General features: G+C 58.8%; 12 protein-coding genes and 1 pseudogene. 6 read left to right on the top strand and 7 right to left on the bottom strand.

Annotated elements, in window-relative coordinates; translation table 11 throughout:
- The first annotated feature begins 20 nt into the window (after positions 1–20).
- Positions 21–203: a PA3496 family putative envelope integrity protein gene (locus tag AB4O22_RS02955; RefSeq protein ID WP_003204937.1), complete on the top strand. Its 183-nt coding sequence runs from the start codon at positions 21–23 to the stop codon at positions 201–203.
- Between the two features lie 55 nt (positions 204–258).
- On the opposite strand, the gene AB4O22_RS02950 is transcribed toward AB4O22_RS02955, so the two are convergent.
- A complete protein-coding gene (locus tag AB4O22_RS02950; protein ID WP_003204939.1) occupies positions 259–885 on the bottom strand; it encodes a response regulator transcription factor in 627 nt (208 codons plus the stop codon).
- A gap of 470 nt (positions 886–1,355) precedes the next feature.
- Here AB4O22_RS02950 and AB4O22_RS02945 point away from each other — a divergent pair.
- Positions 1,356–1,613, top strand: a pseudogene (locus tag AB4O22_RS02945) (hypothetical protein); the annotation flags it as partial.
- A 316-nt stretch (positions 1,614–1,929) separates the two neighbouring features.
- On the opposite strand, the gene AB4O22_RS02940 reads toward AB4O22_RS02945, so the two are convergent.
- Together AB4O22_RS02940 and AB4O22_RS02935 are read right to left on the bottom strand one after the other, a co-directional pair.
- Positions 1,930–3,147 carry an argininosuccinate synthase gene (locus AB4O22_RS02940; protein ID WP_460095851.1) on the bottom strand — a complete coding sequence of 406 codons (1,218 nt, stop codon included), beginning with the start codon at positions 3,145–3,147 and terminating at the stop codon, positions 1,930–1,932.
- Positions 3,148–3,275: 128 nt separating this feature from the next.
- Complete coding sequence (locus AB4O22_RS02935) at positions 3,276–4,253, bottom strand: flagellar protein MotY (protein ID WP_460095850.1); 978 nt, start codon at positions 4,251–4,253, stop codon at positions 3,276–3,278.
- A gap of 190 nt (positions 4,254–4,443) precedes the next feature.
- Between AB4O22_RS02935 and pyrC the strand changes: the two genes are divergently transcribed.
- Both pyrC and rnt read left to right on the top strand, forming a co-directional pair.
- On the top strand, positions 4,444–5,490 hold the full coding sequence (gene pyrC / locus AB4O22_RS02930) for a dihydroorotase (RefSeq protein WP_003204946.1): 1,047 nt from the start codon (positions 4,444–4,446) through the stop codon (positions 5,488–5,490).
- Entirely contained in the window at positions 5,487–6,164 is a 678-nt protein-coding gene (gene rnt / locus AB4O22_RS02925; RefSeq protein ID WP_003204947.1) for a ribonuclease T, read from the top strand. Before pyrC ends, rnt begins: the two co-directional genes overlap by 4 nt.
- Positions 6,165–6,381: 217 nt before the next feature.
- On the opposite strand, the gene AB4O22_RS02920 is transcribed toward rnt, so the two are convergent.
- Positions 6,382–6,984 (bottom strand): peroxiredoxin, encoded by a 603-nt coding sequence (locus tag AB4O22_RS02920; RefSeq protein WP_003204949.1) that lies wholly within the window; start codon positions 6,982–6,984, stop codon positions 6,382–6,384.
- A gap of 313 nt (positions 6,985–7,297) precedes the next feature.
- On the opposite strand from AB4O22_RS02920, the gene AB4O22_RS02915 reads away from it, so the two are divergent.
- Both AB4O22_RS02915 and bfr read left to right on the top strand, forming a co-directional pair.
- Positions 7,298–7,516: a bacterioferritin-associated ferredoxin gene (locus tag AB4O22_RS02915; protein WP_003204952.1), complete on the top strand. Its 219-nt coding sequence runs from the start codon at positions 7,298–7,300 to the stop codon at positions 7,514–7,516.
- Positions 7,517–7,724: 208 nt separating this feature from the next.
- On the top strand, positions 7,725–8,198 hold the full coding sequence (gene bfr / locus AB4O22_RS02910) for a bacterioferritin (protein ID WP_003204954.1): 474 nt from the start codon (positions 7,725–7,727) through the stop codon (positions 8,196–8,198).
- A 167-nt stretch (positions 8,199–8,365) separates the two neighbouring features.
- Here bfr and grxD read toward each other — a convergent pair whose 3' ends face one another.
- The 3 genes from grxD to AB4O22_RS02895 form a co-directional block, all read right to left on the bottom strand.
- The gene (gene grxD / locus AB4O22_RS02905) at positions 8,366–8,707 is read right to left on the bottom strand and encodes a Grx4 family monothiol glutaredoxin (RefSeq protein ID WP_018614171.1); all 342 of its coding nucleotides are present in this window, start codon (positions 8,705–8,707) and stop codon (positions 8,366–8,368) included.
- Between the two features lie 89 nt (positions 8,708–8,796).
- Complete coding sequence (locus AB4O22_RS02900) at positions 8,797–10,905, bottom strand: molybdopterin oxidoreductase family protein (RefSeq protein ID WP_460095849.1); 2,109 nt, start codon at positions 10,903–10,905, stop codon at positions 8,797–8,799.
- 131 nt (positions 10,906–11,036) lie between these two features.
- Positions 11,037–11,324, bottom strand: coding sequence for a hypothetical protein (locus tag AB4O22_RS02895; RefSeq protein WP_003204960.1), 288 nt, complete (start codon positions 11,322–11,324; stop codon positions 11,037–11,039).
- Positions 11,325–11,671 lie beyond the last annotated feature (347 nt).

Genomic DNA, 11,671 nt, shown 5'->3' with positions numbered 1-11,671 from the left:
CTTAGCCTGGAGTCGAACCCATGAGTGCTGGCAAAGAACAACTGGATGTAGAAGACGAATTCATCGCCGCTGAAGCCGACGACGTCGAACCTGTGGTCGTGGAAGTGGCGAAAACCAACCTGAGCAAGCGCCGCACCATTGATAACCTGCTGGAAGAGCGTCGCCTGCAGAAACAACTGGCCGATTATGACTTTGACCTCTGACACGTAAAAGCCTCCCTGATGGAGGCTTTTTACTGAGTACGCGTGACCCGAAAACTCACACCAAGCCATTGCGCTGCGCCAGTTCGATCAGGTCGACCAGCGAACGGGCATTGAGCTTCAATAACAGGCGCGTCTTGTAGGTACTGACGGTCTTGTTGCTCAAGAACATTCCATCGGCGATCTCCTTGTTGGTCTTTCCGCGCGCCAGTTGCTGCAAGACCATCATTTCCCGCCCCGATAATCGATCGACCATATCGGACTCACTGGCATTACCCAGACTCGACCGCACCGTATGCAATGCCTGGTTGGGAAAGTAACTGTAACCGGAAAGTACCGCCTTGATTGCACTCAGTAACTCGGTGAGATCCTGTTGCTTGCATACATACCCGGCCGCCCCCGTCTGCATGCAACGCATCGAAAAATGTCCCGGTGCCTGGGAAGTCAGCACCAACACTTTCATGGGTGAAGGAATGGCCGTCAGGCGAGCGATGACTTCCAATCCGTCCAGCTTCGGAATACCGATATCGAGAATGACAATATCGGGCATAAGTTCGCGAGCAAACTGTAACGCATCGACGCCATTATCGGTTTCGGCAACGACTTCATAACCATGACGCTCCATCAGCAAACGTACAGCAAGACGAATGACGGGATGATCATCCACGATCAGCACTTTATTCATGGGCAAATCCAACTTCGCTGTTCGAATTTTTAGAGCACGCACAATAGCCTAGTCATTTCTACCTTGGCATGCTGCCCCCCCCTGAACGCTCGCATCGAGAGACAGAACCTACAAGCTATACAGAATATTCCTACAAATCGCCGCAAAAAAAATGTGTCATGGATTTTTTTAAAGAGAAGGAATGGCCGTTCTTAACAATCCCGAAACCCTATGAACAATGCGCTCTTTCACCGCCATACCCACCTGCAGGCAGCCCACTGAAAAGCGCTTTATTCATAGAAAGTAACTGAATTATTTACTGTTAAAACTGACTTCCACTCACTTAAGGAAGGGAAATTCATATATAAAACACACTCAGACGCCTAATATTCAACATGGCCGGCCATTGCGCCTTCGCCTATATTTCATCAGGCATGGACTGCCACTTTCCAACTCACTCTCCGAGCACAAGTATTCCATGAGCATTAACCATGAACAAACCGTTGAAGACCATAACCAACCCCATGACCCTCATCGCCATATTCGCAACTTTATCCGAAACTTCCGCAGCGATTTCCCTGCCCTTTCTGGATGACCAGGATCGTGAATACTATCTCTGGTTCCTGATCAGCTTTCCTTTTTATCTATTGCTGCTTTTTTTCATAACGCTCAACTTCAATTATCGCTCCTTGTATTCGCCTTCGGATTTTCGCAAGAGCAAACATTTCATAAAGACCATGGATGATTCGCCCTGTCGACGCAAACGACAGCTACGTCGGGCGGAGGACGTCAAGGAACGGCTGGTCATACGTCTTCATCGACGCAGGCGCGAACCAGACAGCCTTTGTATCGTATGCAGCCAATCGAAACGCCCAATCGAACCCCGTCGATCAAGACATTTGAAGCAAGCCAGCATCGTCGTGTACGTCATCTACAGCAACGCAGGCCTGACAACGCAAGGGCAGGATGAATGAGCGACCGAGGGCAGCGCCGCAGCAAGGGTCACACAAAAAAAGGGCAAAAAAAACGGCCTGCTCATGGCAGGCCGCTTTCATGTCAACAGGGTCAGAACAACTTGCGACCCTTGTTCGCCGCGATGCGCATGCGCAGGGCGTTGAGCTTGATGAAGCCAGCCGCGTCAGCCTGGTTGTAGGCACCGCCGTCTTCTTCGAAGGTCGCGATGTTGGCATCGAACAGCGATTCGTCGGACTTGCGCCCGGTGACGATCACGTTGCCTTTGTACAGCTTCAGGCGGACCACGCCATTCACGTGAGCCTGGGAGGCGTCGATCATCTGTTGCAGCATCAGACGCTCCGGGCTCCACCAGTAGCCGGTGTAGATCAGGCTGGCGTACTTGGGCATCAACTCGTCTTTGAGGTGAGCCACTTCGCGGTCCAGGGTGATCGACTCGATCGCCCGGTGGGCGCGCAGCATGATGGTGCCGCCTGGGGTTTCGTAGCAACCGCGGGACTTCATGCCCACATAACGGTTTTCGACGATGTCCAGACGACCGATGCCGTGTTCGCCACCGATGCGGTTCAGGGTCGCCAGCACGGTGGCCGGGCTCATCTCAACGCCGTCCAGAGCGACGATATCGCCGTTGCGATAGGTCAATTCCAGGTATTGCGGGGTATCAGGAGCCTTCTCCGGGGAGACGGTCCAGCGCCACATGTCTTCTTCGTGCTCGGTCCAGGTGTCTTCCAGCACGCCGCCTTCATAGGAGATGTGCAGCAGGTTGGCATCCATCGAGTACGGGGATTTCTTTTTGCCGTGGCGCTCGATCGGAATCGCGTGCTTCTCGGCGTAGTCCATCAGTTTTTCACGGGACAGCAAGTCCCATTCACGCCACGGGGCAATGACTTTCACGCCCGGCTTGAGGGCATAGGCACCCAGCTCGAAACGCACCTGGTCGTTGCCTTTGCCGGTGGCGCCATGGGAAATGGCATCGGCACCGGTTTCGTTGGCGATTTCGATCAGGCGCTTGGCGATCAACGGACGGGCGATGGAGGTACCCAGCAGGTACTCGCCTTCGTAAACGGTGTTGGCGCGGAACATCGGGAACACGAAATCGCGGACGAACTCTTCGCGCAGGTCATCGATGTAGATCTCTTTGACGCCCATGGCCTGGGCCTTGGCGCGTGCAGGCTCGACTTCTTCGCCCTGCCCCAGGTCAGCGGTGAAGGTCACCACTTCGCAGTTATAAGTGTCCTGCAGCCACTTGAGGATCACCGAAGTGTCCAGGCCGCCGGAATACGCCAGAACGACCTTGTTTATGTCCGCCATGCCATCACTCCACGGGTTGTACGGAAAGCCGGGAAGTCTAACGTCCAGCGCGGATAATTTACAGGGGCGCGACAGCTTATGACGACGAAGCGACAGATTATGTCGAGCGTGCGACGGTCAAAATCGACTCAGGACGTTCGTGCCGTAGCCCCAGCGGGCGCCTTGGCCGGCGCTGCGGTTGGCGCCGGAGCCTTGGCAGGCGCGGCAGTGGGCGCGGGCTGCGCGGCGGGTGCCTGCGGTGCCGGCGCTTCGGTCGGCGCCACGCGCTCCAGGCGCACGACTACGCGACGGTTCTTGGCTCGGTTGGCGGCGTTGGTGTTGGGCACCAGGGGATAACGCTCGCCGTGGAAGCGCAGGGTAATCTGCGACTCCTGGAAGCCATTGGCCTTGAAGAAGTCCTGGACCGCCAGGGCCCGGCGGCGTGACAGCTCACGGTTGGTCAGGCGGTTGCCGCTGTTGTCGGAGTGGCCGTCAAGCTCGACATGATTGACGCTGGGGTCGGCCTTGATGAAGTCGAGCATCACCTGCAACTGCGCTTTGGCATGGGCATCGAGTTCGACAGCTTCGCCGGGGAAGCCGATCTGTGTCTGCTTCACCTGCTCGAAATTCTTTGGCAACAGTTTTGCCACGCAGCCTTGATAGTCGTTGAAGGCCTTGCTGAAACGCACCGGCAGCAGACGGACTTCCGAGACTCGCCCGTCCTCGGTGTTGCGGCGCACCACGGGGCTGCGACCTTCCATCAGCCCACTGATCAAGCGGCCAGCCTGGACCTGGGAGCTGTTGAACAGTACGTCGCCGCTGCCGATGCTGACCGAGCCCAGGTTGATATCGCCCCGCCCCGGCTGCCACGGTGCGGCGGCCGCCAGCAAGGTTGCCGAACCGCCACCAAGCATCGGGTTATAGGTCTTGAGGCGAAACGTCGCCTGTTCGCCCGCCCGGCGCACGAATTCGCCACTGCCAAAATCAGTGATCGGCTGGCTCAGCCGGCACTCGAACTTGTCGCCTTCGACCGTCCACTCAATGCTCTCCAGACGGGTCTGGAAAGTGAGCGCCATGGCGGGAAGGCTGGCAAACACACTGAGCAAGGCTAGATAACGCTGGCGCACGGGAGGCTCCACTGACTTTTATACAAAGATCGACGCATGCTGGAGGCATGACGCCTGTCCGGCGCACTGCACGGATTCGTGGCACACCTGTAGGAGCTATCGGTAAGTTGCGGCAGAACTTGATAGCGGGTGCCTGAATCGGTCTTTTCCGGTAGCATTCCCACAGTTTGACCCGCCTGGAAGCCCCCCAATGTCCGACCGCCTGACCCTGCTGCGTCCCGACGACTGGCATATTCATCTTCGCGATGGTGCTGTGTTGACCCATACCGTCGCCGATGTCGCGCGCACCTTCGGGCGCGCAATCATCATGCCTAACCTGGTTCCGCCAGTGCGCAACGCCGCCGAGGCCGACGGCTATCGCCAGCGCATCCTCGCCGCACGCCCGGCTGGCAGCCGCTTCGAACCGTTGATGGTGCTTTACCTCACCGACCGCACCCAGCCCGAAGAGATCCGCGAGGCCAAGGCCAGCGGCTTCGTCCATGCCGCCAAGCTGTACCCGGCCGGTGCCACCACCAACTCCGACTCCGGCGTCACCAGCATCGACAAGATTTTCCCGGCGCTGGAGGCCATGGCCGAAGTCGGCATGCCGTTGTTGATCCATGGTGAAGTCACCCGGGGCGACGTCGACGTGTTCGACCGCGAGAAAATCTTCATCGACGAGCACATGCGCCGCGTCGTGGAGCGTTTCCCGACGCTCAAGGTGGTGTTCGAACACATCACCACCGGCGATGCCGTGCAGTTCGTCAACGAGGCACCGGCCAACGTCGGCGCGACCATTACCGCCCATCACCTGCTGTACAACCGCAACCACATGCTGGTGGGCGGGATCCGGCCGCACTTCTATTGCCTGCCGATCCTCAAGCGCAATACCCACCAGGAAGCCTTGCTGGACGCCGCCACCAGCGGCAGCGCCAAGTTTTTCCTTGGCACCGACTCGGCCCCCCACGCCCAGCACGCCAAGGAAGCGGCCTGCGGTTGCGCCGGCTGCTACACCGCCTATGCCGCCATCGAGATGTACGCCGAGGCGTTCGAACAGCGCAACGCGCTGGACAAACTCGAAGGTTTCGCCAGCCTGCATGGCCCGCGTTTCTATGGCCTGCCGGTGAACACCGATCGTATTACCCTGGTCCGCGATGAGTGGACCGCCCCCGCCAGCCTGCCTTTCGGCGACCTGGCTGTCATCCCGCTGCGCGCCGGTGAAAAACTGCGCTGGCGCCTGCTGGAGGAAAACGCGTGAGTGAAGATCATTTCGACGACGAACTGGACGGCAACGGTGGTTCGGGCGGCGCCCGTCACCCCATGGCTGCTCGGTTCCGTGGCTATCTGCCGGTTGTCGTCGACGTAGAAACCGGCGGTTTCAACTCCGCCACCGACGCCTTGCTGGAAATCGCGGCGACCACCATCGGCATGGACGAAAAAGGCTTTGTGTTCCCTGACCACACCTACTTCTTCCGTGTCGAACCGTTCGAAGGCGCCAACGTCGAAGCGGCGGCCCTGGAGTTCACCGGGATCAAGCTCGATCACCCGTTGCGCATGGCAGTCAGCGAAGAAACGGCCCTGACCGACATCTTCCGTGGCGTGCGCAAGGCGCTCAAGGCCAACGGTTGCAAGCGAGCGATCCTGGTCGGCCACAACAGCAGCTTCGACCTGGGCTTCCTCAACGCCGCCGTCGCGCGCCTGGACATGAAGCGCAACCCGTTCCACCCGTTCTCCAGCTTCGACACCGCGACCCTGGCTGGCCTGGCGTACGGCCAGACCGTCCTGGCCAAGGCGTGCCAGGCGGCTGACATCGATTTCGATGGCCGTGAAGCCCACTCGGCCCGCTACGACACCGAGAAGACCGCCGAGCTGTTCTGCGGCATCGTCAACCGGTGGAAAGAGATGGGTGGCTGGCAGGATTTCGACGACTAACCAGTAGAGCCATTGTGGCGGCCCTCCGTGGGAGCAAAGCTTGCTCGCGACACAGGCGACTCGGTTTCTGGAAGACCGCATCGCAGCCATCGCGGGCAAGCCTTGCTCCCACAGATAAATTCCCTCGCCATAAGGTCCTGTGTTTCAGCCGACAAGTTTGAAACGCCCATAAAAAAACCGGCCCATCATGGGCCGGTTTTTTTATGCCTCGGTGCGCTTACAGCTTGTCGCTGTGCTCGCCCAGGTAAGCGGCAACGCCTTCAGGCGAAGCGGTCATGCCCTTGTCGCCTTTTTTCCAGTTGGCCGGGCAAACTTCGCCGTGCTCTTCGTGGAATTGCAGCGCATCGACCAGACGGATCAGTTCTTCCATGTTACGGCCCAGTGGCAGGTCGTTGATGATCTGCGAACGGACAACGCCTTTGTCGTCGATCAGGAACGCGCCACGGAAGGCCACGCCGCCTTCGGACTCAACGTCATAGGCCTTGGCGATTTCGTGTTTCATGTCGGCAGCCATGGTGTATTTCACCTGACCGATACCGCCATTGTTGATCGGGGTGTTGCGCCAGGCGTTGTGGGTGAAGTGCGAGTCGATCGAAACAGCGACCACTTCGACGTTGCGCGCCTTGAAATCATCCATGCGGTGATCCAGTGCGATCAGCTCGGACGGGCAGACGAAGGTGAAGTCCAGTGGATAGAAGAACACCAGGCCGTATTTGCCTTTGATGGCCGAGGACAGGGTGAAGCTGTCGACGATTTCGCCGTTGCCGAGGACGGCTGGAACGGTGAAGTCTGGGGCTTGTTTGCCTACGAGTACGCTCATTGGGTATCTCCTGATGTAATAGCGTGAAAACATGGTCCGGGCCAGCCTGTCACCCTCAGGCGACAGCCCTGTGACACGAACCCGCTTGCAAGGGCCGACCATCATACACCGCGCATTTGGACTGTCTTCAACGGTTTTTCGGTGACATCGAAAAATCGCCGTCCGGTTTCATGCAGCCTCAATTGTCCTGGACAAACCGTTCGTCAGCCTGGCAACACTCAGGCGCAAGACCTTGAGAAACCACTTTGACAATCATTCTCGTTAACATTAAGATCCGTCTCAATTGAGTCACAACCAGCGACGGTTCTCACTTATGTATGTATGCCTCTGCACTGGCGTCACCGACGGGCAAATCCGCGAAGCGATCTACGAAGGTTGCTGCAGCTATCGCGAAGTCCGCCAGACCACCGGCGTAGCCAGCCAATGCGGCAAATGTGCCTGCCTGGCCAAGGAAGTGGTTCGTGAAACCCTCGCCAAAGTGCAAACGGCACAGGCCTCGATCCCCTACCCGGTAGAATTTAGCGCCGCGTAACAGCACGTAATAAACAATTTTCAAGGAACCGGACCCAGTGTCCGGTTTTTTTATGCCTGCAAATCAATTGCTTAGCGTCCAGACGCGGAACACAAACATTCTTATTCCGATTAATTTTCATTTATTATTCAATAACTTAGGTTTGACACTCGTAAATGCGCGGCTCAAACTCCGCCTTATACACGGCTATTACAGGGCAGGCCTCATCATGAAAGGCGACATTACAGTCATCCAGCATCTCAACAAGATCCTTGCCAATGAGCTGGTCGCGATCAACCAATACTTCCTGCATGCACGCATGTACGAGGATTGGGGCCTGAACAAGCTGGGCAAGCACGAGTACCACGAATCGATCGACGAGATGAAGCACGCGGACAAGCTGATCAAGCGCATCCTGTTTCTCGAAGGCCTGCCGAACGTCCAGGACCTGGGCAAGCTGCACATCGGCGAACATACCCGGGAAATGCTTGAGTGCGACCTGCGTATCGAGCGCACCGGCCACACCGACCTGAAGGCCGCTATCGCCCACTGCGAAAGCGTTGGCGACTTCGGTAGCCGTGAACTGCTGGAAGACATCCTCGAATCCGAGGAAGAGCACATCGACTGGCTGGAAACCCAATTGGGCCTGATCGACAAAGTCGGTCTTGAGAACTACCTGCAATCGCAGATGGGTGAAGAGTAAGCTTCCCCGAAAGCAAGCCACTAAAAAGCCCCGCCCTCTTTCGAGAGGCGGGGCTTTTTATTACCTGGGTTTCCAGGCCCACCTAAATCCACTGTGGGAGCGAGCTTGCTCGCTCCCACAGTGGTTCGTGTTCACCACAACCGGTGTAGTGAACAGAACCTCATGGATCAGGCTTCGGTCTTGTTCGCCGCTGCTGCTTCCACAGCTGCCTTGATCGTGGCCTGCAGAGAGCCGTCAGCAGCCATCTCGGTCATGATGTCGCTACCGCCGATCAGTTCACCACCCACCCACAGCTGTGGGAAGGTTGGCCAGTTGGCGTACTTGGGCAGGTTGGCGCGGATTTCCGGGTTCTGCAGGATGTCCACGTAGGCAAACTTCTCGCCACACGCCATCACAGCCTGAGCAGCCTTGGCCGAGAAACCGCACTGTGGCGCGTTCGGCGAGCCTTTCATGTAAAGCAGGATGGTGTTGTTGGCAATCTGGTCTTTAATCGTTTCGATGATATCCATGGAGCACCTCGGCTTAAAACTTTTGCGACTTAAGTTGTCGACACGGTGACGCATTGTAACGGAAAGCCGAACCTGCTCCAGAGACAATTTTACGCAGCCGCCACCTTCACCGGTACGCCGTTGAGTGCCGCGTTGCCGGACAACTCATCGAGCTGACAATCATCGGTCAGGTCGTTGGCGCTGGAGCCCGGTTGTCCGCTGGCGATGGTCATCTGCACGCCCGGCCGGGCATGGCCCCAGCCGTGGGGCAGGCTGACCACGCCTTTCATCATGTCCAGGCTGCCCAGCACCTCGACTTCGATGACGCCCACCCGCGAACTGACGGTCACCCGTTGCCCGTCGACCAGGCCACGACTGGCGAGGTCATCCGGGTGCATCAACAACTGATGACGCGGCTTGCCCTTCACAAGTCGATGAAAATTATGCATCCAGGAGTTATTGCTGCGCACATGGCGGCGGCCAATCATCAGCAATTCGTCCGGTTTTGGCGCCTGCAACGCAGCGAAGCGCGCAAGATCGGCGAGTATCACCGCTGGCGCAGCCTGCACCCGCTGGTTTTCGGTTTTCAGGCGTGCAGCCAGGTTGGGCTTGAGCGCACCGAGGTCGATGCCATGGGGATGACCGAACAGGGTCGTCAGGGACAGCTTGTGCGGCGAGGCGTCGCCATACGCCCCGCTACGCAGGCCGAAATCGATCATCTGCGCCGGCGGCATGGTCGGCTTGAGCTCCTTGCCGGTTCGGGTGGCAAAGGCCTTGGCCAAGCCGACGAAGATTTCCCAATCGTGCAGCGCACCCTCGGGCTTGGGCAGGATCGCCCGGTTGAAACGGGTCACGTTGCGCACCGCGAACAGGTTGAACGTGGTGTCGTAATGATCGTTCTCCAGGGCCGAGGTCGAGGGCAGGATCAGGTCGGCGTAACGCGTGGTTTCGTTGATGTACAAATCGAGGCTGACCATGAACTCCAGCCCGTCCAGGGCCTGCTCCAGTTGCCGCCCGTTGGGTGTGGACAGCACCGGGTTGCCGGCCACGGTGACCAGCGCACGAATCTGGCCTTCGCCTTCGGTGAGCATTTCCTCGGCCAGGGCCGACACCGGCAACTCCCCTGCGTACTCGGGACGCCCGGACACCCGGCTCTGCCAACGGTTGAAATGCCCGCCCGAGGTGGTAGCGACCAGGTCCACCGCTGGCTCGGTGCACAGCGCCCCGCCTACCCGATCAAGATTGCCGGTGACCAGGTTGATCAATTGAATCAGCCAATGGCACAGCGTGCCAAACGCCTGGGTCGACACCCCCATCCGCCCGTAGCACACCGCTGACGGCGCGGCGGCGAAGTCGCGGGCCAATTGCCGGATCTGCGCTGCAGGCACCGCACAGAGCGGGCTCATGGCTTCAGCTGTGAAAGTGGCGACGGCCTCGCGCACCTCGTCCAGGCCGTCCACCGGCAGGTGGCTGTCACGGGTCAGGCCTTCGCTGAACAATGTATTGAGCAAACCAAACAGCAGCGCAGCATCACCGCCGGGGCGTACAAAGACGTGCTGGTTGGCAATGGCCGCCGTTTCGCTGCGGCGCGGATCGACCACCACCACCTTGCCGCCACGGGCCTGGATCGCCTTGAGGCGCTTCTCCACGTCCGGCACGGTCATGATGCTGCCGTTGGACGCCAGCGGGTTGCCGCCCAGGATCAGCATGAAGTCGGTGTGGTCGATGTCCGGAATCGGCAGCAGCAGGCCGTGACCGTACATCAAGTAGCTGGTCAGGTGATGGGGCAGTTGGTCCACCGAAGTCGCCGAGAAACGGCTGCGGGTTTTCAACAGGCCCAGGAAATAGTTGCTGTGGGTCATCAGCCCATAGTTATGCACGCTGGGGTTGCCCTGGTAGACCGCCACCGCGTTCTGGCCATGGCGCGCCTGGATGTCCGCCAGGCGCTCGGCCACCAACGCGAAGGCGTCGTCCCAGGCAATCGGTTGCCATTCATTGCCAACGCGCTGCATGGGCTGGCGCAGCCGGTCTGGGTCGTTCTGGATATCTTGCAGCGCCACCGCCTTGGGGCAAATGTGACCGCGACTGAAGGTGTCCAGCGCATCGCCCTTGATCGAGGTGATCACCAGGCCCTGGCCGTCGGTTTCGGTGGTTTCGAGGGTCAAGCCGCAGATGGCTTCACACAAGTGGCACGCACGGTGGTGGAGAGTCTTGGTCATGGCCAGTCTCTGTTTTATTCGTGGCGGGCGCTTTCGGCCGCGGGAACAAAACTATGGCGCGTGATTCCCGGCAGCGCCAGCGACGTTCGTCCTGTGAATTGCCGGGCATCAGGCCCACCGATGAGAGGGCGTCAAGGCTGGTCGGGAGGCGGTGCCAGCATCTGGATTTCTTCGACGGTTTCCACCTGCTCCTGGGCAATGGGCACACCCGTTAGCTCGCCAATCAGCCGCCAATGCTCGTCGAGGCCGCTGCTGATAGTGGCCATGCGATCGATCATCCGACGGCCCGCGGCCTTGGTCACCTCGTCATCGCTGCGCAGCAATTCGAATGACATGGAAGTCACCGAAGCCGTCAGGTGCGTCAGCGATCGTGCAGTCAGCCCCAGCAGTTCCATCAGTTGTTGCTCTTTCGAATCCATTTCGGGCTCCTGTGCCGCTGAGGCTCATTTATAACTCAGGCCTTTGCATTAGGAAATGTTTCACGACCACCACCAGACCGGCGAAAGGCTGGGGGGCCACGGCGCAAACCGCCCCTCATCCATCGCGCGCCCGCCGCGCTTGATTGCCAAGCCAAGCAACGCCAGTGTACAAATGGGTCGCTGCTGTCAGGAAACCGGCCACAAATATGCCATCGCATTCGCGTGATGGTCTCGCTGAAATCCCCAAAAACCGTAGCCCTATTGGTAAGACGCGACATTTAATTATAAGATCGCGCCTTCCCCTATTTCGTCGCCCCGTGCGGCTTTTGCCGCAGGTCTCGCCCGTT

It is taken from the genome of Pseudomonas sp. S3_B11 (assembly GCF_054667715.1).
The sequence above is the reverse complement of the archived record's forward strand: the minus strand, read 5'-3'. Positions and strand labels throughout refer to the sequence as shown.